The sequence below is a fragment of the Rahnella ecdela genome, from assembly GCF_019049625.1.
GTDB classification, from domain to species: Bacteria; Pseudomonadota; Gammaproteobacteria; order Enterobacterales; family Enterobacteriaceae; genus Rahnella; species Rahnella ecdela.
This window is the reverse complement of record NZ_JAFMOY010000132.1, coordinates 386,216-408,251: the sequence shown is the minus strand read 5'-3', so window position 1 is coordinate 408,251 and position 22,036 is coordinate 386,216. Positions and strand designations below refer to the sequence as shown.

Here is a 22,036-nt window from a genome sequence, read left to right as displayed (position 1 = left end):
TAAAGGTTGAATTGCGATGCGCGTATTACTGGCTCCAATGGAAGGTGTGCTTGATCCTCTGGTTCGTGAACTTCTCACTGAAGTGAACGACTACGATTTGTGCATCACTGAGTTTGTGCGTGTGGTCGATCAGCTGCTGCCCGCCAAAGTTTTCCATCGTCTGTGCCCCGAATTACATCACGAAAGCCGTACGCCTTCCGGCACCCGCGTGCGCGTACAGCTGCTCGGACAATATCCGCAATGGCTGGCTGAAAATGCCGCTTTCGCTGTCGAGCTCGGCTCATACGGCGTGGATCTCAACTGCGGTTGCCCGTCGAAAATGGTCAACGGCAGCGGCGGGGGTGCCACGTTACTTAAAGATCCAGAACTGATTTATCAGGGCGCGAAAGCGATGCGTGCGGCAGTACCTGCGCATCTGCCGGTGACGGTGAAAGTGCGTCTCGGTTGGGATTCCCTCGCGCGCAGTTTTGAAATTGCCGATGCGGTGCAGCAGGCCGGTGCTACGGAACTGACCGTTCACGGGCGTACCAAAGAAGACGGTTATAAGGCGGAGCGCATTAACTGGGCGGCGATTGGCGAAATCCGCCAGCGGCTGAGTATTCCGGTGATCGCTAACGGCGAAATCTGGGACTACGAAAGCGGTCAGGCCTGTCTGCAGACCACAGGCTGTGATGCGGTAATGCTGGGTCGCGGTGCGCTGAATATCCCGAATCTCAGTCGCGTGGTGAAGTACAACGAGCCGCGTATGCCGTGGCCGGACGTGATGACGTTGTTGCAGAAATACACCCGTCTGGAAAAGCAGGGCGATACCGGTTTGTATCACGTTGCGCGTATCAAACAGTGGCTGAGCTATCTGCGTAAAGAGTACGAAGAAGCGACAGAATTATTTACTGAAGTTCGTGTGCTGAAGACGTCGAAGGAGATTGCTGAACGCATCAACCGGTGATCTTGCTCCATGACTTCTCCACGCGATAACGCTTAAAAAATGGAGAAGCATCATGGAAAACAAAGATATCGGCCTGACCCACATCGCATTCGCTGTTAAAGACCTGGATGCCAGCATCGCTTTCTATCAACAATTCGCCGACATGAAAGTCATTCATCGTCGCGGAGTAAAGGGCAGCACTGCCCGTCCGGTCGCCTGGCTGAGCGACATGACCCGCCATTTCGCCATCGTTCTCGCCGAAGACCCTGAAAACACCGACACCAAACTCGGCCCTTTTGGCCATCTCGGCGTCGCCTGTGCGTCAAAAGCAGCGATGGATGCCAAACTGGCCGAAGCACGTGCCGCAGGCGTTTTACGTCAGGAACCGACTGATTCAGGCGCGCCGGTGGGCTACTGGGCATTTCTTGATGACCCGGACGGCAATACGCTGGAATTATCCTTCGGTCAGGAAATTGGCTATCTGATCGACAACCAGTAAGTTTTAGCCAGTAGACGGAATTCAGTGCAATCTTACGCAAGTGTTCACTTACTCGCCGTTCCACGGTTTGCGGGCGCTGGTGACAGACTTTGTGACAAATAGAATTGAAAATTGCGGGTGCTAAGACTATTCGCGTCACATATAATTCCGCCCGCTGTTTCGACATAACTCAATGACAACTTTCTAAATACAGAGCAATGCATGTGAAAATCCGTCTTCTGGTTCTGAGCTTATTAGCCTTAAATACAGGCATGTTGTCTGCACCTGCCGCCTTCGCTGCAAAGCAAGAGCAGGCTGTCGCCCCGATTGTTCAAATTGCTTCCGGCAGCGCCATGGTGGTGGATCTGAAAAGCCACGAAGTAATTTATTCCCGAAATCCTGATGAGGTGAGGCCGATTGCCTCCCTGACAAAACTCATGACCGCAATGGTCACGCTGGATGCGAATCTGCCACTCGACGAAGTGATCAATGTCGATATCAGCAATACGCCTGAAATGCGCGGCGTTTTCTCCCGCGTCAAACTCAACAGCGAAATTACGCGTCGTCAGATGATTCAGCTGGCGCTGATGTCTTCAGAAAACCGTGCGGCGGCCAGCCTCGCGGCGCATTATCCTGGCGGCTATTCAGCATTTATTAAGGCCATGAATGCCAAAGCGAAATCGCTGGGAATGACCCATACGCATTATGTGGAACCCACCGGTTTGTCGCCGCATAACGTGTCCACCGCGCGCGATTTAACGCGTCTGCTGCTGGCTTCCCAGCGTTATCCGCTGATCGGCCAGCTGAGCACCACAGCGGAAAAAACCGCGGTGTTCAGCCATCCGGCGTACGCGCTTCCGTTCCGTAATACCAATCATCTGATCATGAACCCGTCCTGGAGCATTCAGCTGACCAAGACCGGTTATACCGATGATGCAGGGCATTGTCTGGCCATGCGTACCACCATCAACGGCAAACCGGTGACACTGGTCGTGATGGATGCCTTCGGTAAATTTACTGCCTTTGCGGATGCCAACCGTCTGCGCACCTGGATGGAAACCGGTAAAACCGTGCCCGTTCCGCAAATTGCGAAGAACTATCGTAAGCAGAAAGAGCAGCAGAAGACACAGCCATCCGTCGAAGAAGCCGACGACTAAAAATATCCTGCATACTTCGGACCGCAATGGCGTTGGCTGCGTTCACTCACCCGAATCACTGACTAAATGTCAGCTCATCGGGATTCGTTCGCTTGCCGCCATATTGCAATCCGAATTATTTTGGATATTTCAGCAATCGCTGATAAATGAAAAAGTCCGGCCAGAGTGCCGGACTTTTTGTTTTGCAGGGCAGAAAGTCGTCATCAGAAAATCAGTTTAAACACCCCTGTGAGGGTCAGTAAGCCGACGATAAAGATGATGGCGATGATCCACAGAATAATTTTCATGTTATCTCCTTAACACAATCTTCAGTCGTCATCGGCGGTGCGGCTAAGCCAATGATATTCCTTATCAGTATAGCCTCTGCCTGCATTTTTGCTTTCTGCCCGCCGTTTTCAGGCCAGTGCTGCGCGCAATCCACATTCGGGGCTGGTGAGCGGTTTACCCATTTGTGTCAGCTGTGCCGCGCCGGTCATTGAAGCCTGAGCCAGCACCACACACGCCGCGCCATTCAAATATTGCGCATCAGCCGCCGCTGCGATGGTTTGTAAATATCCCGCCAGATCTCCCTGTTTAAACTTGTCCCATGCGCCCGCCACCAGATGCATTTCAAGCAGTGCCTGCGGATGTTTTTCCACTTGCGCGAACAAGTGACGCGTCGGCTCCAGCGTCGTTTCAACCGCACACAGTGCGACCACGTTTCCGGCTGTTTTCATGGCCTGTTCTGCCAGCGCCTGATCGACCCGCAAAACCGGCACCGCGGCTGTTTCCGCGGCAAGCGTTGCGGCTGAACCCAGCGTCGAGCAGGTCAGTAAAACGCAGTCGGCATCTTCACTCAAAGCCAGCAGGACATCAGCGGTTTGCTGACGAATATCCGCCGTCAGTCCGCCCGCTTTTTCGGCAGCGGCGAGTAAATCAGGCCGGGACACATGCACAAACTGATGCTGATTTAGCCCGAGCTCCCGCGCTGCGTTTTCAAATACCGCAATATTGCTGTCCGCCGTGTGTAAACAGGTGATGCGCATTTCATTCTCCTGAGAAATTCCAGCCTCTACGTTAATGATTTTTTAAACGTTGTGCAGGCTTATTCGCCTGTAAAAATGTGTTAGTTAGTGTGCTAACTCACTACCAAATAAATAATACCTTGATTTAACACAAATAAAGTATGTACCAGTTGGTACAAAATATCTTACTTTCGCCTAACATCTTCGTATAATCTCCGTCACAAAATAAATGCCCACCACCGATGTGGGTACCTCCCCGTCAGACCCCTTCAACAGGAGCTATATCGTGAAGCGCAGACATTTTCTGACCTCAATGGCAGTGCTGTTATTCAGCACCGCGCTGAAGGTTAAAGCCAAAATTTTCTCCGGCGGTATGCCGTGGATTATCCATTCGGTTCGTCCCCCAAAGCCGGTGGTCGCCGGTGACTGGACATTCTTCACGCCTGATGAAGTCAGTCTGGTTGAAACCCTGGCCGACCGGATTATTCCGGCGGATGAGCTGAGTATCGGCGGCAAAGAAGCCGGTTGCGCAGTGTTTCTGGACAGACAGCTAAGCGGTGATTACGGCAAAGCGGTGACCACCTACCGTCTCGGGCCGGTAATTCAGGACGGGCTGCCGCAGGCCGGTCCGCAATACAAAGACACGCCAGCCGAACGCTACAAACTCGGACTGACGGCGCTGAATAACGTCGCGAAAGCGCGCAACGGCGGGAAAACCTTCACCCAGCTGACCGGCGTACAGCAGGACGATTTACTGCGCGGCGTGGAATCGGGCGAGATCCCATTAGCGGGGGTTAACGGCCCGCTGTTCTTCAACATGCTGGTGCAGAACATGCGCGAAGGTTTCTTCTCGGACCCTTTATATGGCGGCAACAAAGATATGGCGAGCTGGAAAATGCTCGGTTTCCCCGGTGCGCGTTATGACTTCCGTGATGTCATCGACCGCCGTGGTGAAGACTTACATATCGAGCCTGTCAGCATGCTGTCCCAATACGAAAAATCATAAAACCGGCAACGGACGGTCACTGATTGAATTGATTTTTGCAGGAGTAAATGTCGTATGAGTAATAAACGTGAAAAGGTTGATGCGGTCATCGTCGGCCTCGGTTGGGCGGGGTCGCTGATGGCGAACGAGCTGACGCTGGCAGGGCTGAATGTGGTGGCGATTGAACGGGGTTCATGGCGCGATACCAGCAACGATTTCCCGACCACCATTGATACCGACGAACTGCGTTTCGTTAGCCGTCGCGCGATCATGCAGCCAACGGCGGTGGAAACCCTGACGTTCCGTAATAATCCGATCCAGCAGGCGTTACCGCTGCGCGAATTCAACACTTATCAGTTTGGGATGAACGTCGGCGGCGCAGGCACGCACTGGAATGGCATGACCTGGCGCTTTCTGCCGTACGATTTCCAGAGCTACAGCCAGACGGTTGAGCGCTACGGTAAGAACAAATTCCTCGAAGGCATGCAGGTTCAGGACTGGGGCGTGACCTTTGATGACGTCGAGCCGTTCTACGACAAATTCGAACGCTATGCCGGAACGTCCGGTAAAGCAGGCAATATTAAGGGCGAAAAAATTGAAGGCGGCAACGTCTTCGAAGGTCCGCGAAGCCGCGATTATCCGCTGCCGCCACTCAAACGCACCCAGCTGTCGATGATTTTCGATAAAGCCACCCGCGAGATGGGTTATCACCCGTTTGCCGTGCCTGCGGGCAACACCTCCGGCGCATATACCAACCCGCTGGGCGTGAATATGGCGCCGTGTACTTATTGCGGTTATTGCGAATTCTTCGGCTGTGGTAACTGGTCAAAAAGCAGCCCGAACGCCTGTATTTTGCCCGCGGTCATGCAACGCCCTAATTTCACGGTGATCACCGAATCTGAAGTGCTGCGCGTGAATAAAGCGGCGGACGGTAAAACTGCGACCGGCGTGACGTTTATCGGCAGCGACGGCGTGGTGTGGGAACAACCGGCGGATATTGTGGTGATTTCTGCTTACCAGATGGACAACGTGCGTCTGATGCTGCTTTCCGGCATCGGCAAGCCTTACGACCATAAAACCGGTGAAGGTGTGGTCGGGCGTAACTATGCCTATCAGACCGTCTCCGGTGCAGGCTTCTTCTTTGAAGATGAAATGATGAATCCGTTCATCGGTGCCGGTGCGCTGTCGCAGGCGATTGATGATTTCAACGGCGATAATTTCGATCATACCCACCACGATTTTATCGGCGGCGGTGTGGCACTGGTGCATTCCACTAATGGTCGTCCGATTGGCTATTCCAATAACGTGCCGCCGGGCACTCCGCGATGGGGCGCTGACTGGAAGAAAGCCGTCAAACACAGCTACCAGAACTACAACAACATCTATTGCATGGGCAACAGCTACCCGCATCGTGATGTTTTCCTCGATTTGGATCCCGAATATAAAGACCGCCACGGCCAGCCACTGTTGCGTGTGACCTTCGACTGGATCGAAAACGATAAACGTTCAGCGAAATTTATGGCCGACCGTTCGGTAGAAATTGCGCATGCAATGGGGGCAAAAACCGTGGTGCGTCAGGAGCCGACGACAAAACCGTTCTCTCCGATGGATAACCTTTCCTCGCACACCACCGGTGGCGCCTGCATGGGTGATGACCCGAAAACCAGCGCGGTAAACCGTTATCTGCAAAGCTGGGATGTGCATAACGTCTTTGTGTGCGGTGCTTCTGCCTTTGCCAATAATGGCGGATATAACCCGACCGGAACCGTTGGCGCGCTGACCCTGTGGGCTGCCGAAGCCATCAAAACCCAGTATCTGAAATCTCCTGGTCCGCTGGTGAGGGCTTAAGCATGAGCGTGAAAAAGACATTAGTAATTATCGCGGGCGTGGTGGTCATCGGCGGGCTGGGCTTTGTCGGATTTAAAACCTGGCATAACGCCAGCCAGTCAGGCGATTTTCAGGCACCAGCGGCGGCAACCATGAGCGGCAAAACCGCCATTGAGCGTGGCAAATATCTGGCGCTGGCCGGGGACTGCGTGGCCTGTCACACCGCGCCCGGCGGCGGTAAACCTTTTGCGGGAGGCTACGGGCTGAACACGCCTTTCGGTACGATTTACGCTACCAATATCACGCCGGATAAAGAGACCGGGATTGGTGGCTGGACCGACAAGCAGTTCATTAATGCAGTGCGCAACGGCAAAGGAATTAATGGCGAGAATCTGTATCCGGCGATGCCTTATAACGTCTATGCGAAGGTCAGTGATCAGGATCTGAAAGACATCAAAGCCTACCTGAATACCGTGCCGGCCGTGCATTACGACGGTCCGAAAACGGATCTTCCGTTCCCGTACAACATCCGTCTGATGATGTTCGGATGGAACCTGCTGTTCCTGGATACGGCACCGTTTAAAGCGGATCCGTCGCAGTCGGCAGAATGGAATCGCGGCGCGTATCTGGTAGAAGGTCTGGGGCATTGCACCTCCTGTCATACCGCTAAAAACCCGCTGGGCGGCGATAACTTTGGCGTGCATTTGCAGGGCGGAGAATTGCAGGGCTGGTTTGCACCAGAAATCACCGGAAATACCCGTCAGGGCATCGGTGACTGGAGTAATGACGAAGTGGTGCAGTACCTGAAAACAGGGGCTAACTCACGTACCGTGGCCGCCGGTCCGATGGCAGAAGCTGTGACGAATTCACTGCAACACCTGTCAGATGCTGACCTGCATGCCATAGCGGTCTACCTGAAAAGTTTGCCGGGCAGTAAAGATGAGTCCGCGCCTTTAGCGGTAAATTCTGCGATGGCTAACGGAAAAGCACTCTACGCCGATAACTGCGCCGCCTGCCACCAGAATTCTGGTGAAGGTGTACGTAATATGATACCCGCGCTGAAAGGCAATAATGGCGTTCAGGCCACCGGGCCGACTAACATTTTGCACGTGCTGATGAACGGCGGGCAGGGTGCGGCAACAGCCAGCAATCCGACCAGCGCGGATATGCCGGAATTTGGCTGGAAGCTGACCGATCAGCAGATGGCGGATGTCAGTACATACATCCGAAATGCATGGGGAAATCAGGCTCCGGTGGTCAGTAAAGATGACGTGACCAAAGCCCGTAAATCTCAGCAGGGCGCATCGGCGTTGCATAATCCCGCACCGCAGTAAACGAAGAATAACGTAAGCGTTTAAATTTAAAGGGCCTCGTAAGAGGCTCTTTTTGTTGGTTTTATTCATCATCTAAATGTAAGTTTTCGAAGCATAGATACATAAGTAGCAGCATGTGAATCGAGAAGGAAATTGATTTGATATGGTTATTTATACAGCGCAAACTCACCGCAGATTAAGAATCTCTAAACAGGGAAAGCTCATGTGAGGGACAACAGACATGTTTCAGCTCAGCACAATGGAAATCTCGCCCGTCAATCCGATGCTCTATTTTCCCGGCGCTCCCGCATGGCCGGAAGAACACAAAGGAAAATTGCTCATGGAAAAGCTCATGCAAAATCAGATCAACAGTATAGAAAAACAAGGGATCAAAAACGGTGAGGAGATTGCCGGATTGAATCTGCGGGTAGGGAAGGTGGAACAGCAGGTCACGCATCTGACCGAAGTCGTCACCGAAACTAATCTCCGGGTCGGCAAACTGGAGTATCAAATGGTCACGCTCACTGATGCAGTGACAGATATCGGTGTGCGTGTAGGAAAAACCGAACAGAGCATCTCCCGCATCGACGGGCATCTGCTGAGAATTGACGATCATTTTGTACGGATCGATCAACAGTTTGAACAAGTGGATAAGCAGTTTGAAAGGGTCGATAAACAGTTTGAACAGGTAGATAAGCAGTTTGAAAAGGTAGATAAGCAGTTTGTGCGTATGGATGAGCGCTTTGAGAAGATCGAAGCTTCAATAACGTCGATGCAGACAATGTTTTACGGGCTTATGATCACACAGACTCGCTGGATTATCAGCATGATGCTGGTACTGGTAGGTGCAACATTTACAGCCGCGCGCTTTATCCATCAGAGGCAGCCTGCTGCGGTCAATCGTTGATTTGGATGAGTCGGTCGCAGCAGCAAAACTGGCAATAACGACTATAATATAGACAGGTCGCCACCTTCCTTGTGCCTTGGTGTGACGGGCATTTCCGAAGGTCTATCACTGCACGCCGCTGGCGGCTTTCGGCGTACAAGGGGGTGTTTCATGGCAAATCATGTCTGGGGACTGATGTCCCATCCTGGTCCTGAACTGCAGCAAATCCAGCGTGAGCGGGAAACCGTTTCACATGTCTATTCCCACCATGTTCTTTTGATGGCGTTGATCCCGGTTGTCTGTTCGTTTATCGGTACAACACAGTTGGGCTGGAACTTCGGTGACGGTCAGAAGCTGATGGTTTCCATGTTCACCGCGTCATATATCGCCGTTATATTCTATGTTCTGATGCTCGCCGCTGTCGCACTGATGGGGCGCATAATCTACTGGATGGCACGTCGTTATGACAGCCGCCCGACACTCAACAGTTGCATCGTGTTTGCCGGTTACGTTGCTACTCCGATGTTCCTCAGCGGTCTCGTTGCGCTTTATCCGATGGTCTGGTTATGCCTGTTTGTCGGTATCATCGGGCTGTGTTACAGCGGATATTTGTTGTATCTCGGTATTCCTAACTTCCTGAATATCGACCGTCGCGAAGGGTTCCTGTTCTCCAGTTCAACGCTGGCAATGGGGGTTCTGGTATTAGAGCTACTTCTGGCTCTGACGGTGATTATGTGGGGTTACGGAACACAGTTATTTTAACTTAATGGCTATCTTACTTGCCATTTTGCCCCCGGGCAGTGCTCGGACTCCTCACGTACTTTATGTACGCTCCGGGTCCTCCGCGCTGTCCGGGAACAAACTGCCTGCGCCGACTACACCATTCCTCTTTTGAAAGACATTATTCCTGCCAGTTTTTCATCTTACTGGTTTTCCCAATGCCCGGATTAAAGCTGTTGGTCGGGTCGGCCTGTCGGTAGAATTCTTTCAAATGCGGTTTCGCGAGATACAAATGGCCGACGTTGTGCTCGGCCGGATATTCGGCGCCTTTGGCATCCAGAAGTTCCAGCATCCGGTGTTTCAGAGCCTGACTGTTTGCACCTTTTTTGACAATGTAATCCTGATGGAACACGTGGCACATGAAATGGCCGTAATACAGTTTTGCCACCAGCTGATTGTCGATGTCTTCCGGCAGTGTTTCGAACCAGTCGCGGTCATTACGTCGTAGTGCGATATCCAGCGCCAGAATATCTTCCACCTCTTTTTCATGTACTGCGTGATAACGAACGGCAGCACCGGCAGCGGCGAAGCGGTGCAGGAAAGCTTTCTTACCTTCGTCAGCCGAGCAGATAAAGAAATCCCCCTGACCATCACTGAAGAACCTTGTCAGGAAAGTTCTGGCTTCTTCTATACCAGGGCCGGACATTTTCAGCAGCAGATGATGTTCGAACCGGTCGCGGTACTGCTTCATGCGTGGTGGAAGGTGATTCGGCAGGGCTTTGCTCAGACACTGCATAACACGGTCACTGAAGTTTTTCGGCAGGAAAGGAACCTTACTGATGTGCGCATCGAACTTGCCTTTGGCAGTAAACATGTCCGGCATTTTGTCGGTGCCAAGCTTATCGATCATCATGAAAGTGTCTTTGCCGTAGATTTCAGTAATATCGAAAATGTCCCGATGCATGTATTCACCGGCCACCGGCAGGTTCGTAAAATCACGCAGGATCTGACGGCGTAATTCGGTCAGCACCGCCGTGTCATTGGTGCCGATGTAAAATACCTGCTGCTGAGTTTCAGCCGGGAAAGTATCTAGTCGTACAGCAAAAACGGCCAGCTTGCCCGCACAACCCGAGGCTTCAAACAGACGCCGCTCATCGGCATTAAAACGCGAAGGCGTATCAGCATCCACTTCACGCACCCGCGCAGCGTAATCATGATCAGATGCCAGACGCTGATCGTGCAGAATATCAGTCTCCAGATAATCCGCTTTTTCCAGACGTGTCAGGATTTCTTCCGGCGTTTCGCCAAGATTGATCCCAAGATGATTTATCAGACGTAATTCACCCTGCGCGTCGATCTGCGCATAAAGCGCCATTTCGGTATATGCCGGGCCGCGTTTCACCAGTGAACCGCCGGAATTATTGCAAATCCCGCCGACAACAGATGCACCAATGCACGATGAGCCAATCACCGAGTGAGGTTCGCGGTTATAAGGTTTGAGAATTTTTTCCAGCTTATAGAGAGTACTTCCGGGAAAGCCGATGACCTGATGGCCGCCGTCGAGCAACTGGATTTGATCAAGTTTAAGGGTGCTGAAAATGACGATATCACGGTCATAATCATCGCCGCTTGGTGTTGAGCCTTCTGTCAGGCCGGTATTGGCGGCCTGCATGATGACAATTTTATCGGCGTCAATACAGGCTTTGAGCAACTGCCATTGTTGCAGCAGCGTCTGCGGGAAAACCACCGCCAGTGCTTTGCCGCCGCCCGAACGAAACCCTTTGCGGTAGCGCTCGGTGTTGCTGTCGCCGGTCAGTACATGGCGGCTGCCAGCAATCTCTTTGAGCGTGGCGATGAGTGACTGATTATCCATTTCATCTTCCTTTTTAAATGCGTTGCCTGCTAATCATAGACTTAAATGATACGTGTTAAGTTAAACCCCATTCGGGATATCCGTTAGGTAATTTCACTTAATCTGTTGCATTTTTGTCATGCGCTGTCCATTTAATCGTCATTGATGTGTCATAAAACTCGCGCTTAATGAACGCCAGATTATGAAAGCAACCGAGAGACAGCATCATGGCGCAAGCTCAACTTAAGCTGGCACAGGCTGAATATCCTCAGGCCGGGCCACAGCATTTGAACAAAGTTCTGGACGTGAAAGGCCTGGTGAAATCCTATAAATCAGGCCAGCGCGTCCTGAATGACATCAATTTCGATCTACACGCGGGCGAGTTCGTGGCGGTGATTGGCCGTTCCGGCGCAGGAAAATCGACTTTGCTGCATGTCCTGAACGGCACCATTCCGCTTACTGAAGGCAGCGTGGTGTGTCATTACGAAAACGGAGAACAGCAACAACTGGCCGGTCTGACGGGCAAATCGCTGCGCCGCTGGCGCTCTGGTTGCGGAATGATTTTCCAGGATTTTTGTCTTGTTCCCCGTCTTGATGTGCTGACGAACGTACTGCTGGGCCGCCTGAGCCATACCTCAACGTTCAAATCTTTCTTCAACCAGTTTGATGACGAAGACCGCGCCCGCGCGATTTCACTGCTCGAGTGGCTGCATATGTTGCCGCATGCGCTGCAGCGTGCTGAAAATCTTTCCGGTGGCCAGATGCAGCGTGTGGCGATTTGCCGTGCTCTGATGCAGAACCCGAAAATTCTGCTGGCTGATGAGCCTGTTGCGTCGCTGGATCCAAAAAATACGCTGCGCATTATGAATGCGTTGAAAAAAGTCAGTGAAGAAAATATCGCCGTTATGGTCAACCTGCATTCGGTTGAACTGGTGAAAGACTATTGCACCCGCGTTATTGGCATTGCGAAAGGGCAGATTATTTTCGATGGCCATCCGGACCAGTTAACCGAAGGGATCCTGCATCAGCTCTATGGCGAAGATCACGAATCGCATGAATAACATTCTCAGAATGCAGTAACAAATAACGGCCGCAATATACGGCTATTAAAACTCTTGGCAGTGCTTATTTCTATTTTCTCTCAATCTACACAAGGTCATCATTAACATGAAGAAGTTATTACGTCTGGCAGTCTTCGTAGCAGGTTCTTTTACCGCGATGCACAGCATGGCAGAAGATGCTCCTAAGGAATTGAATTTAGGTATTCTGGGCGGCCAGAATGCGACTCAGCAAATCGGCGATAATCAGTGTGTTAAAGATTTCTTCGATAAAGAATTAAATGTGGATACCAAACTGCGTAATTCATCCGATTACTCAGGTGTTATTCAGGGCTTGTTAGGTAAGAAAGTGGACATGGTATTAAGCATGTCACCTTCGTCTTTCGCCTCCGTTTATATTAATAACCCGAAAGCCGTAGATCTGGTCGGTATTGTTATCGACGATACCGATAAATCACGCGGTTATCACTCCGTTGTTGTTGTTAAAGCCGACAGTCCTTACCAGAAGCTGTCTGATCTGAAAGGCAAATCATTCGGCTTCGCCGATCCGGATTCCACTTCCGGCTATCTGATCCCGAACCAGACTTTCAAGAAAGAATTTGGCGGCACCACTGACAACAAATACAACAATTTCTTCTCAAGCGTGACCTTCTCGGGCGGCCATGAGCAGGATATTCTTGGCGTACTGAACGGTCAGTTCGAAGGCGCAGTGACCTGGGCATCAATGATCGGCGACCGTGAAACCGGTTATACCTCCGGCGCATTCAACCGCATGATCCGCATGGACCATCCGGATCTGATGAAGAAAATCCGTATCATCTGGGAATCTCCGCTGATCCCTAACGGCCCGATTTTAGTGCGCAGCGATCTGCCACCAGCCTTCAAAGCCAAACTGGTTTCTGCCATCAAGAAACTGGATAAAGAAGATCACGCCTGCTTCGTTAAAGCCGTGGGCGGTAAACAACATATCGGCGAAACGTCCCTGGCAGAATATCAGCAGATTATTGATATGAAGCGTGAGCTGACGAAAGGCGGTCGCTAACCCTTTACTCCCTCCCCTGCGAAGGGGAGGGTTGGGGTGGGGTATTAATGGCAATTCATTAAGAGAAAGTTTTTACCGTGAGTGTTGTTTGTAATATCCCTACCTGTCCTTGCCCTTCGCAGGGTGAGGAATGATTATTATCTGCAAACCGGAAATATTATTTTGAATAAAGACTTCAATCGTTATTATCAGCAGATCCGCGGAAAACAAAAACGTGAGGCACTGATCTGGTCAGGGCTGATGCTGTTGTTATATCTGTGGTCAGGCAATGTTTCCGAGCTTAATTTAAAAACGATTATTGTCTCCGCGCCTAGCTTCTTTGATTATATTGGTCAGACGGTACCGGTATTACACTGGTCATTGTTATTTGCTGACGGTCATACAGAAGGCTCACTGGCATATTGGGGATATCGTCTTAATATTCAGTTGCCGCTGATTTGGGAAACTATTCAGCTGGCATTATCCTCGACGATATTATCGACAGCGCTGGCCGTCGTTCTGGCGTTTCTCGCCGCGGGCAATACGGATTCACCAAAATGGGTGAAATTCAGCATTCGTACTTTTGTCGCTTTCCTGCGCACCATGCCTGAGCTGGCATGGGCGGTGATGTGCGTCATGGCCTTTGGCGTCGGCGCTATTCCGGGCTTTATCGCACTGACGTTACACACCGTCGGCAGCCTGACCAAACTCTTCTATGAATCGATTGAAACCGCATCCGATAAGCCGGTGCGCGGCCTGAGAGCCTGCGGAGCAGGGCGTTTGCAGCGTATGCGTTTCGCCATGTGGCCGCAGGTAAAACCGATTTTCCTGTCTTACAGCTTTATGCGCCTTGAAATCAACTTCCGTCAGTCCACTATCCTCGGTTTAGTGGGGGCCGGAGGCATCGGGCAGGAACTGATGACCTCAATCAAACTGGACCGCTATGACCAGGTCAGCATGACCTTACTGCTGATTATTCTGGTGGTGTCGGCGATGGATTTTCTATCCGGTAAATTGCGCAAACGCGTCGTGGAGGGCACTTTCTGATGTTAACTGATGCGCTCGAACCTCATGTGGTCAGCAGCCTGAAGCAGCAGCACGGGCATTTGTTTGCCGCGCAGCGCCGTTATCTGCGTTATCTCGCAATACTGGCTGTCGTCATTACGCTGTACTACGTTTATTTCTTCAGTTATTTCGGTATTCCGTGGAGCGAAGTAGTGCGCGGCACCCGTGAAGTCGGGCGGTATTTCCTGCGCATGTTTGTCTGGCATAACGTTTCCGAATGGCCATTTAAGTATTACTTCACGCAGATTGCGATCACGCTGGCAATTGTATTTGCGGGCACGATTACTGCGTCTTTCCTTGCTCTGCCACTTTCCTTTCTGGCGGCGCGCAACGTGATGTCAACGCCGGTACTCAGACCTGTTTCTATGGTTATCCGCCGTATTCTGGACGTGTTGCGCGGGCTGGATATGGCAATCTGGGGACTGATTTTTGTCCGCGCCGTCGGTATGGGACCGCTGGCCGGTGTGCTGGCGATTGTGATGCAGGATTTGGGCCTGCTCGGCAAACTGTATGCCGAAGGGCACGAGGCGGTGGAACGCTCGCCGAGCCGTGGTTTGCGGGCGCTGGGAGCTTCTCCGTTACAGACTCACCGTTTCGGGATTTTCACGCAATCCTTCCCGACATTCCTTGCGCTGTCGCTGTATCAGATTGAATCGAATACCCGTTCGGCCGCTGTTCTCGGCTTTGTCGGGGCAGGCGGGATAGGTCTGGTGTATGCGGAAAATATGCGTTTATGGAACTGGGATGTGGTGATGTTTATCACGCTTATTCTGGTCGCGATTGTGATGACGATGGATAAGATCTCTGCGATGTTGCGCGCCAAATATATTCATGGCGAAGAGATTGATTTGTTTGAGCCGGAAGAGCGAAAAATGAAGCCGCCGGTTGAGCTTTATCGTCCGTAACTCACCGCATTAAAAAGGCGGCATCCGCAGGGACGCCGCCTTTTGCTATTTTAGCGATGAAAGGTTACTCGTCGAAATACCAGTAACCCTGATTCACCAGATCCGTTAATACCAGAACAAATTCAGGATCCTGCAAGGCGCTGCCCAGTTCTTCGTGACCGATCAGCGTATAACGGCACAGTGCATCGGCCGCGTGATGCTGAGCCGTTTCCAGCGGTTCACTGTTCACAAAGAAACGTTCACCGACATTCAGCACGCGCAATCCGGTCAGACGGGTCAGGCTTTCACCCTGCATCAGTGCATCCACAATTTCCTGCGCTTCATAAGGTGGTTCCGCCGGGGCGATATCCAGCTCATGGCGTGGCGTGGTGGCGAAACGACCAAACCACTGTTTGAAATCTTCCGGCTGGCTGAGCATTTCAACCATCATCTGGCGCACACGTTCCAGCTCATACTCTTCAACTTTCCCGACGTGGTCACGCAGCGTTAAATCCGGATCGCTGTAATGATTGCCACCCAGATCGTTTTCCAGTGCGTAGTCAGCAAAACTGCTGATAAAATCGCGCGAGTTAGGGCCACGGAAACCGACGGAATAGTTGAGGGCCGTTTCATGGGTGAAACCGTCATGCGGGAAGCCTGGCGGAATATACAGAATGTCGCCCGGCTCAAGATCTTCATCAATGATTGGCGTGAAAGGATCGACATGCAGTAACGCCGGATGCGGGCAAAACTGACGCATCGGCAAGGCATCGCCCACGCGCCAGCGGCGGCTGCCCATACCCTGAATGATAAACACGTCGTACTGGTCGATGTGCGGACCGACACCGCCGCCGGGCACGGAATAAGAAATCATCAGGTCATCTAAACGCCAGTCCGGTAACACGCGAAAAGGCTTCACCAGTTCCGCAGCGGGCAGATGCCAGTGGTTCACGGCCTGCGCCAGCAATGACCAGCCGGTTTCGCCGAGCCCATCAAAATGTTCGAAAGGTCCGTTGCTCGCCTGCCATTCCCCATTTTTATGGCTCACCAGACGGCTGTCCACTTCCGGCTCCATCGCCAGACCGGCTAACTCGTCGGCAGAAATGGGATCGACGAAATTGGAGAACGCTTTTTTAATGACAACAGGTTTTTTTTGCCAGTATTTCTCTAAAAATTCCGGCCAGTCCAGATTGAGTTCATACGCCATGTGATTTACCAGTGGGAAGACAAACGGGCCTGATTATAGAGAGGGGAATACGCACAGCGCTTTGTCGTGGGTCAAAGCTTGGTAAATGAGGGGGAAGGGCAACAACGTGAAGGGGAAATCCTCCCCTTTACGGGGAGGATTAAAACCGATTTATGACTTAGCGGCCAGCACCACCAGTTTCTGGTTCACAAACTCCTTGATACCTAAATCAGACAGTTCACGACCAAAACCGGAGCGTTTCACACCGCCGAAAGGCAGTTCTGCTGCAGTATCGGTCGGCGAATTGACGTACACCATTCCGGTTTCAATCTGGCTCGCCAGCTTACGTGCACGGGTTAAATCGCGGGTGAACAGTGAACCGCCAAGGCCGTAATGGGAGTCGTTGGCGAGTTTCACCAGCTCCTCATCATTTTTGACCACATACACCTGCGCGACCGGGCCGAAGAACTCTTCAAAATACGCCGGATTATCGCGGGTAATGTGCGTCAGAATAGTCGGCTCGAAGAAATTCCCCGGATTATCGCTGACCTTTTTGCCACCAAAGTGCAATTTCGCACCGTGTTTGACCGCGTCATCCACCTGTTTACTCAGGGTTTTCACCGCATCGGCAGACGACAACGGTCCGAGGGTGGTGGATTTATCCAGTGGATCGCCCATTTTCAGCGCCTTAAAGTGCTCGGTGAATTTTTTTAGGAATTCGTCTGCCACTTTCTCGTGAATAATGAAACGCTTGGCGGCGGTACAGACCTGACCGGCATTCGATACACGCGCCTGAGCACCGGCTTTGGCTGCTTTATCAATATCGGCATCATCGAGAACGGCAAATACGTCATTCCCGCCCAGTTCAAGAGTTGATTTCTTGAGCTTGCCTGCGGCACGAGCAGCCACAATGGCCCCGGCTTTTTCCGAGCCCGTCAGCGCGACCCCCTGAACACGGTCGTCATCAATGATTGAGGCCACCTGATCCTGTGAAATAAACAGATTGGTATAGGCCCCTTTTGGCGCGCCCGCTTCGGCAACCAGTTTCTCAAAGGTTTCAGCACAATGAGGAACGATACTGGCGTGTTTGACGATAACACTGTTACCGGAAGCCAGATTGGGTGCCAGCACGCGCATCAGCTGATAGAACGGGAAATTCCACGGTTCGACGGCCATGATCACCCCGATCGGATGATGCTCAACCCAGGCTTCGCCGAGATCGGATTTATACGGCACAGGTTTGAGAAATTCCTCCGCTTTTTCAGCATAGAATTTCGCAATATCGGCGCAAATCTGCACTTCTCCACGGCTCTGACCGATGAGTTTCCCCATCTCGACACTGACCACTTCTGCCAGTTCATCTACACGTGAAGCCATCAGGTCTGAAAGTTTATGCAACACTTTCACGCGTTGTTTAATGTCGCCTTGCGCCCAGTCAGATTTATACAGGGCATGTGCTGTGGACAGCGCTTCCTCAACCTGTTGGTCATTATGGGTCTGATATTCTTTGATGAGTTTGTTATTGAAAGGATTTATCGTTTGATATGGCATGTGTTGCTCCTTGTTTTGTGGCGTGTCGTCGAAAACAACGGCACGTTGGAATTGAGGTGCGTTCGCCTTACTGCGTTCTTTCTCAACAGAACACTAAGCATAGACGAAAAAACGTGACCTCTGTCCCACAGACACCCCGTGCAACACAACAGTAATACCTGCTCAGTCCGCATTCTTACTGGTCCCGCCATACGCGGGCTGTGGCCCGTCTCTAAGAACAATCGGCTTTACGTAACTTTGCGGCGCGCTGTTAATGAATTGTTTTCAGCAAGCGATTGATAAATTTACCGCTCACTTTTATGCTGGCTTTCCTTCCAATTCCCGACATTGAGAAACTCATGAAGCTTGATGCGATTCCGTTTTGCACGACTGACTGGAGTGACGTAACGCCGACAAAACATCCCGGCGATACCGGCATGGCGCTGTGGCGTACGCAAAAATTTGGCGATATCCGGGTGCGTATTGTTGAATATTCAGCAGGTTATGAAGCAGATCACTGGTGCAGTAAAGGCCACGTGTTGTTCTGTCTGGAAGGTGAACTTCATACCCGTCTGGAAGATGGGCGCAAATTTACGCTGTCGCCTGGCATGAGTTATCAGGTGGCGGATAATGCCGAAGCGCATCGTTCCTCCACGCCGGTGGGCGCGAAGCTGTTTGTAGTCGACTAGTCGTTTGTTGTTTATAAGAAAATTCGCCGCCAGCCACGCGCTGGCGACAAGGAGCACCAGGTGAGTAAATTACGGGTTGGTATCATTTTTGGTGGTAAATCGGCAGAGCACGAAGTGTCACTGCAATCGGCAAAAAATATTGTAGATGCGATTGATAAGCAACGTTTTGATGTGACATTACTCGGCATTGATAAGAAGGGCGAATGGCATATCAATGATGCCAGCAATTACCTGATCAATGCTGAGAACCCTTCGCTGATTGCCCTGAACCGCTCGAATAATCAGGTCGCGCTGATCCCAGGGCAAACGGAAAATCAGTTAATCGAAACGCACAGCGCCAGCGCGCTTTCACAAGTCGATGTGATTTTTCCGATTGTCCACGGCACACTGGGCGAAGATGGTTCGTTGCAGGGATTGCTGCGTATGGCAAATATCGCCTTCGTCGGTTCGGGCGTATTAGGTTCAGCCGTGAGCATGGATAAAGACGTCACCAAGCGCTTGTTGCGCGATGCTGGTTTATCCGTCGCCCCGTTTGTCTGCCTGACACGCGCTAACCGCCAGAAACATACCTTTGCCGCAGTCTCTCAACAACTCGGCCTGCCGCTGTTCATCAAACCGGCGAATCAGGGATCATCAGTAGGTGTCAGCAAGGTCAGTGATGAGGCAGGTTTTGTGCGGGCGCTCGACGAAGCGTTTAGTTTCGACCATAAAGTCCTGGTCGAATCCGCCATTAAAGGCCGCGAAATTGAATGCGCAGTGCTGGGCAATGATTATCCGCAGGCAAGTGTGTGTGGGGAAGTTATCCTGCACGACGAGTTTTATTCTTACGATACTAAGTACATCAACGAATCCGGCGCTTCCATTGCTGTTCCGGCAGATTTGCCACCGGAAACGCATGACCGCATCCGCGCCATCGCTTTACAGGCGTTTCAGGTGCTGGAATGTCGCGGCATGGCGCGCGTGGACGTATTCCTGACGGAGCAAGGCGAGGTCATCATTAATGAAATCAATACGCTGCCAGGGTTTACCAATATCAGCATGTATCCAAAACTCTGGGCGGCCAGCGGCTTAGGTTACAGCGATTTGATCACCCGCCTGATTGAACTGGCACTGGAGCAACATCAGCAGGACAACCAGTTGAAAAGCTCGGCTAACTGACCGCCTGGTTTAAGGGAAAGATGAAGAAGGCAGGGAGAGATCCCTGCCTTTTGTATTTTTTGGAAATGTTTATTCCACCACCAGCTTCACCTGTTTTCCGGCCAGACTCAGCATCAGAATCAGGGCATCCAGAGTAAATTTATCCGTTTTCTTGTTCACTACGTCGGAAACCCGCGGGCGTGAAACCTGGAGCACTTTAGCTGCATCACTCTGACGCAGATTTTGCAGTGCTATCCAGCTGCCAATCTCAGTCATCAGTTGTTCCTTCAGGGCAATGGTCTGTGCGATTTTAGCTTGCGAATCTGCGTGTAAAGAGTGCGCTTCATTTTCGCTAAATCCTAAATCAGCGAAGACATTCCCGCCAGCTAGTGTGATATGGCGCGAGGCAACATCAATATCTTCTTTCATTTTCTCTCCTTTGGCGCTCTCTGAGGATTTCGGCGTACCGTGCTTTTATAATGGCAATATCCGTCAGAGGAGTTTGCTGAGTCTTTTTCGCAAAGCAATGAAGGATGTAAATCGCATCTTCAAATTTCGCGATATAGACAACCCGAAATGTGCCGGTAAAGGCATCAAGTTTAATTTCAACCACGCCGGATCCTCATTCATTGACGGATTTCCATTGCGTCGGGGGCAGGCCTTGCTGGATCTGCTCAAGTTCATAGCCTGCCCGCCTTTTGACATCAACAGGAAAATTGCGCAAATCTTTGAGTGAACTTCCCCGCCAGTCGATATTTTTAGTCACCGTCACTTTCCTTGTGTATAAAATTTTATACCTAAATATGTCTCACGCCAACACCTTTATATGACGGCAGGGGCTGTGAGCGAGAAAGCGGATAAGTTTTTGCGTGGCGTGCCGTAACAAATGTGATTTTGCCGACGCTGAAAAGGAAAAAGGCATCCCTGCCTTTTGTATTTTGTGATACTGATTACGCCCGATAACGCCAGAGCAGAATCGCTACACCTGCCAGGCTGGTGAGAGAAACGCTATAGAGTGCAATCGCGGCACCGGCACTTTCTGCCAGATATCCGGCAATACCGGTGGTGATGGCGGCGATGAACACCTGTCCGCGCCAGGCGAGAGCGCTGGCGCGTGCAACATCAGCGCCTTGAAATTGGCTCAGTACACCGAAAGTCCCCAATGCAAACACCACATTTGATGCCAGATGCGCGCCGAATATGAGCGTCAGCGCGGCAAGCGGCCATAAGGCGAAGTGCGGTAACAGAAAATATCCGCCCAGAAACACCATCAGACATATCAAGAGCCGCAGGTTGCTGGCGCTGTAATGCCGGAGTTTGTCCGCGTTGAGCAGCAGCGGACCGCAAAGTTGTCCGAGACTGCGCGCAAACAACAGCGGCAGTGCCAGACTGGCCGTATCCTGCGGATGCATTTGCTGAGCCAGCGCTGGTAATAATGCCATCGCCGGAGAACCCACCGCAGCGAGTGCCGGGAGCAGCAAGACGCTTCTTTTTTGCAAAGGCGTAAAAGCTTTCCAGTGTAGTGGTGGTTCAGTATTCGTTTCGGGAGAGGAATGATACGGGGAGGCTGCTTTAAAGAGGGCTAATGAGCCGGCCAGCAGAGCCGCGGATGCCGCGAAACTCAGTGCATCCAGAGCCAGAAGGTTAAGTGGCGAAAGCACATCAAACAGCAAAACGCCCAATCCGGTACCAAGTAAGACCTGAGCGGCAAAAATCAGGGTTTCCAGCGCTGTTGCCGCCGGTAACTCTTCAGTGTTAAGGCCGCGTTTGAACAACAACGTCAGTGCCGGATAACTCATCCCGCTGAACAATGCTTCGGCAGACTGAACGGCCAGCAGCGCCAGAATATTATGAGTCAGCACCCCATACAGCGGCATTATCAGCGCCAGCATACCGAGTATTTCGCACAAGATCAGAATGCGCAGCGGTGACATCTTCCGGCAAAGTCTTTCACCCCAGATGCTGCCGAGAAAACCGGGCAGCGTCGCCAGCATATACGCCAGTGTCAGTATCGCGGGTGAAGCTTGCCAGCGCAGCAGTTGACCAAAAACCACTACCTGCGTCAGACCATTTCCGAGTGAAGATAAAATAAAGGCACAGCCCAGCAGACGCAGCCAGCGGTGACTGCGTAATGCGCGTATCAGCGCATGCAATAACGAATTCATGAATGAGATTCTCATCTGAAATAACAGGAACCCCCGCATTGCTTTCAGGCAACAGGGATATAAATAACTGTCAGTGATGAGAATTCGTTACATCGGGATTAAGAACCTGAATGGAAACAGAAGAGAAAAATGTAGCACAAAAAGAAGCGGATGG

General features: G+C 51.6%; 23 protein-coding genes. 14 read left to right on the top strand and 9 right to left on the bottom strand.

What is annotated here, in order from left to right; all coding sequences use genetic code 11:
- The first annotated feature begins 16 nt into the window (after positions 1-16).
- The 3 genes from dusC to pbpG all read left to right on the top strand — a co-directional run bounded on the left by dusC (position 17) and on the right by pbpG (position 2,560).
- The gene (dusC, locus tag J1784_RS22720; protein ID WP_217151072.1) at positions 17-946 is read left to right on the top strand and encodes a tRNA dihydrouridine(16) synthase DusC; all 930 of its coding nucleotides are present in this window, start codon (positions 17-19) and stop codon (positions 944-946) included.
- A 52-nt stretch (positions 947-998) separates the two neighbouring features.
- Entirely contained in the window at positions 999-1,424 is a 426-nt protein-coding gene (locus J1784_RS22715) for a VOC family protein (RefSeq protein WP_217151071.1), read from the top strand.
- A gap of 197 nt (positions 1,425-1,621) precedes the next feature.
- Entirely contained in the window at positions 1,622-2,560 is a 939-nt protein-coding gene (pbpG, locus tag J1784_RS22710; protein ID WP_167458038.1) for a D-alanyl-D-alanine endopeptidase, read from the top strand.
- A gap of 203 nt (positions 2,561-2,763) precedes the next feature.
- Here the strand turns inward: pbpG and J1784_RS27010 are convergent, their stop codons facing one another.
- Together J1784_RS27010 and J1784_RS22705 are read right to left on the bottom strand one after the other, a co-directional pair.
- Positions 2,764-2,847, bottom strand: coding sequence for a small membrane protein YohP (locus J1784_RS27010; protein WP_019105993.1), 84 nt, complete (start codon positions 2,845-2,847; stop codon positions 2,764-2,766).
- Between the two features lie 108 nt (positions 2,848-2,955).
- Positions 2,956-3,585 (bottom strand): aspartate/glutamate racemase family protein, encoded by a 630-nt coding sequence (locus J1784_RS22705; RefSeq protein WP_217151070.1) that lies wholly within the window; start codon positions 3,583-3,585, stop codon positions 2,956-2,958.
- 265 nt (positions 3,586-3,850) lie between these two features.
- On the opposite strand from J1784_RS22705, the gene J1784_RS22700 reads away from it, so the two are divergent.
- From J1784_RS22700 to J1784_RS22680, 5 genes are all read left to right on the top strand, one after another.
- The gene (locus J1784_RS22700) at positions 3,851-4,570 is read left to right on the top strand and encodes a gluconate 2-dehydrogenase subunit 3 family protein (protein WP_217151069.1); all 720 of its coding nucleotides are present in this window, start codon (positions 3,851-3,853) and stop codon (positions 4,568-4,570) included.
- Between the two features lie 54 nt (positions 4,571-4,624).
- Entirely contained in the window at positions 4,625-6,397 is a 1,773-nt protein-coding gene (locus tag J1784_RS22695; protein WP_217151068.1) for a GMC family oxidoreductase, read from the top strand.
- Positions 6,398-6,399: 2 nt separating this feature from the next.
- On the top strand, positions 6,400-7,710 hold the full coding sequence (locus J1784_RS22690; protein ID WP_217151067.1) for a c-type cytochrome: 1,311 nt from the start codon (positions 6,400-6,402) through the stop codon (positions 7,708-7,710).
- Positions 7,711-7,930: 220 nt separating this feature from the next.
- Positions 7,931-8,596: a hypothetical protein gene (locus tag J1784_RS22685; protein WP_217151066.1), complete on the top strand. Its 666-nt coding sequence runs from the start codon at positions 7,931-7,933 to the stop codon at positions 8,594-8,596.
- 150 nt (positions 8,597-8,746) lie between these two features.
- Positions 8,747-9,337: a Yip1 family protein gene (locus J1784_RS22680; protein ID WP_120133666.1), complete on the top strand. Its 591-nt coding sequence runs from the start codon at positions 8,747-8,749 to the stop codon at positions 9,335-9,337.
- Between the two features lie 139 nt (positions 9,338-9,476).
- Here the strand turns inward: J1784_RS22680 and dld are convergent, their stop codons facing one another.
- On the bottom strand, positions 9,477-11,168 hold the full coding sequence (gene dld, locus J1784_RS22675) for a D-lactate dehydrogenase (protein ID WP_217151065.1): 1,692 nt from the start codon (positions 11,166-11,168) through the stop codon (positions 9,477-9,479).
- Positions 11,169-11,374: 206 nt separating this feature from the next.
- Here dld and phnC point away from each other — a divergent pair, with 206 nt between their 5' ends.
- The 4 genes from phnC (at position 11,375) to phnE (J1784_RS22655) (ending at position 15,196) form a co-directional block, all read left to right on the top strand.
- Positions 11,375-12,208: a phosphonate ABC transporter ATP-binding protein gene (gene phnC / locus J1784_RS22670; RefSeq protein ID WP_217151064.1), complete on the top strand. Its 834-nt coding sequence runs from the start codon at positions 11,375-11,377 to the stop codon at positions 12,206-12,208.
- A 106-nt stretch (positions 12,209-12,314) separates the two neighbouring features.
- Positions 12,315-13,247, top strand: a complete 933-nt coding sequence (gene phnD / locus J1784_RS22665) for a phosphonate ABC transporter substrate-binding protein (RefSeq protein ID WP_112291356.1) — start codon at positions 12,315-12,317, stop codon at positions 13,245-13,247.
- 162 nt (positions 13,248-13,409) lie between these two features.
- Positions 13,410-14,273, top strand: coding sequence for a phosphonate ABC transporter, permease protein PhnE (gene phnE / locus J1784_RS22660; protein ID WP_120133730.1), 864 nt, complete (start codon positions 13,410-13,412; stop codon positions 14,271-14,273).
- The gene (gene phnE / locus J1784_RS22655; protein WP_217151063.1) at positions 14,273-15,196 is read left to right on the top strand and encodes a phosphonate ABC transporter, permease protein PhnE; all 924 of its coding nucleotides are present in this window, start codon (positions 14,273-14,275) and stop codon (positions 15,194-15,196) included. Before phnE (J1784_RS22660) ends, phnE (J1784_RS22655) begins: the two co-directional genes overlap by 1 nt.
- A 64-nt stretch (positions 15,197-15,260) precedes the next feature.
- Here the strand turns inward: phnE (J1784_RS22655) and J1784_RS22650 are convergent, their stop codons facing one another.
- Positions 15,261-16,382 carry a ribosomal protein uL16 3-hydroxylase gene (locus J1784_RS22650; RefSeq protein WP_217151062.1) on the bottom strand — a complete coding sequence of 374 codons (1,122 nt, stop codon included), beginning with the start codon at positions 16,380-16,382 and terminating at the stop codon, positions 15,261-15,263.
- Positions 16,383-16,532: 150 nt separating this feature from the next.
- Complete coding sequence (locus J1784_RS22645; RefSeq protein ID WP_217151061.1) at positions 16,533-17,912, bottom strand: NAD-dependent succinate-semialdehyde dehydrogenase; 1,380 nt, start codon at positions 17,910-17,912, stop codon at positions 16,533-16,535.
- Positions 17,913-18,250: 338 nt separating this feature from the next.
- Between J1784_RS22645 and J1784_RS22640 the strand changes: the two genes are divergently transcribed.
- Together J1784_RS22640 and ddlA are read left to right on the top strand one after the other, a co-directional pair.
- Positions 18,251-18,580 (top strand): DHCW motif cupin fold protein, encoded by a 330-nt coding sequence (locus tag J1784_RS22640; protein ID WP_217151060.1) that lies wholly within the window; start codon positions 18,251-18,253, stop codon positions 18,578-18,580.
- 60 nt (positions 18,581-18,640) lie between these two features.
- Complete coding sequence (ddlA, locus tag J1784_RS22635) at positions 18,641-19,738, top strand: D-alanine--D-alanine ligase (protein WP_217151059.1); 1,098 nt, start codon at positions 18,641-18,643, stop codon at positions 19,736-19,738.
- A 69-nt stretch (positions 19,739-19,807) separates the two neighbouring features.
- On the opposite strand, the gene J1784_RS22630 is transcribed toward ddlA, so the two are convergent.
- From J1784_RS22630 to J1784_RS22620, 4 genes are all read right to left on the bottom strand, one after another.
- Positions 19,808-20,146: a helix-turn-helix domain-containing protein gene (locus tag J1784_RS22630; RefSeq protein WP_217151058.1), complete on the bottom strand. Its 339-nt coding sequence runs from the start codon at positions 20,144-20,146 to the stop codon at positions 19,808-19,810.
- Complete coding sequence (locus J1784_RS26755) at positions 20,130-20,330, bottom strand: type II toxin-antitoxin system RelE/ParE family toxin (protein WP_338019937.1); 201 nt, start codon at positions 20,328-20,330, stop codon at positions 20,130-20,132. Before J1784_RS26755 ends, J1784_RS22630 begins: the two co-directional genes overlap by 17 nt.
- Before the next feature lie 9 nt (positions 20,331-20,339).
- Positions 20,340-20,483 (bottom strand): hypothetical protein, encoded by a 144-nt coding sequence (locus J1784_RS26750; RefSeq protein ID WP_338019936.1) that lies wholly within the window; start codon positions 20,481-20,483, stop codon positions 20,340-20,342.
- Between the two features lie 184 nt (positions 20,484-20,667).
- On the bottom strand, positions 20,668-21,882 hold the full coding sequence (locus tag J1784_RS22620; protein WP_217151057.1) for an MFS transporter: 1,215 nt from the start codon (positions 21,880-21,882) through the stop codon (positions 20,668-20,670).
- Positions 21,883-22,036 lie beyond the last annotated feature (154 nt).

Coding starts and splice junctions, on each gene's coding strand:
- dusC (WP_217151072.1), top strand. CDS start 17: ATGCGCGTATTACTGGCTCCAATGGAAGGTGTGCTTGATCCTCTGGTT.
- J1784_RS22685 (WP_217151066.1), top strand. CDS start 7,931: ATGTTTCAGCTCAGCACAATGGAAATCTCGCCCGTCAATCCGATGCTC.
- pbpG (WP_167458038.1), top strand. CDS start 1,622: ATGCATGTGAAAATCCGTCTTCTGGTTCTGAGCTTATTAGCCTTAAAT.
- J1784_RS27010 (WP_019105993.1), bottom strand. CDS start 2,847: ATGAAAATTATTCTGTGGATCATCGCCATCATCTTTATCGTCGGCTTA.
- J1784_RS22650 (WP_217151062.1), bottom strand. CDS start 16,382: ATGGCGTATGAACTCAATCTGGACTGGCCGGAATTTTTAGAGAAATAC.
- dld (WP_217151065.1), bottom strand. CDS start 11,168: ATGGATAATCAGTCACTCATCGCCACGCTCAAAGAGATTGCTGGCAGC.
- J1784_RS22630 (WP_217151058.1), bottom strand. CDS start 20,146: ATGAAAGAAGATATTGATGTTGCCTCGCGCCATATCACACTAGCTGGC.
- J1784_RS22640 (WP_217151060.1), top strand. CDS start 18,251: ATGAAGCTTGATGCGATTCCGTTTTGCACGACTGACTGGAGTGACGTA.
- phnD (WP_112291356.1), top strand. CDS start 12,315: ATGAAGAAGTTATTACGTCTGGCAGTCTTCGTAGCAGGTTCTTTTACC.
- J1784_RS22620 (WP_217151057.1), bottom strand. CDS start 21,882: ATGAATTCGTTATTGCATGCGCTGATACGCGCATTACGCAGTCACCGC.
- J1784_RS22680 (WP_120133666.1), top strand. CDS start 8,747: ATGGCAAATCATGTCTGGGGACTGATGTCCCATCCTGGTCCTGAACTG.
- J1784_RS22690 (WP_217151067.1), top strand. CDS start 6,400: ATGAGCGTGAAAAAGACATTAGTAATTATCGCGGGCGTGGTGGTCATC.
- J1784_RS22705 (WP_217151070.1), bottom strand. CDS start 3,585: ATGCGCATCACCTGTTTACACACGGCGGACAGCAATATTGCGGTATTT.
- J1784_RS22695 (WP_217151068.1), top strand. CDS start 4,625: ATGAGTAATAAACGTGAAAAGGTTGATGCGGTCATCGTCGGCCTCGGT.
- phnE (WP_217151063.1), top strand. CDS start 14,273: ATGTTAACTGATGCGCTCGAACCTCATGTGGTCAGCAGCCTGAAGCAG.
- phnC (WP_217151064.1), top strand. CDS start 11,375: ATGGCGCAAGCTCAACTTAAGCTGGCACAGGCTGAATATCCTCAGGCC.
- J1784_RS22715 (WP_217151071.1), top strand. CDS start 999: ATGGAAAACAAAGATATCGGCCTGACCCACATCGCATTCGCTGTTAAA.
- J1784_RS22645 (WP_217151061.1), bottom strand. CDS start 17,912: ATGCCATATCAAACGATAAATCCTTTCAATAACAAACTCATCAAAGAA.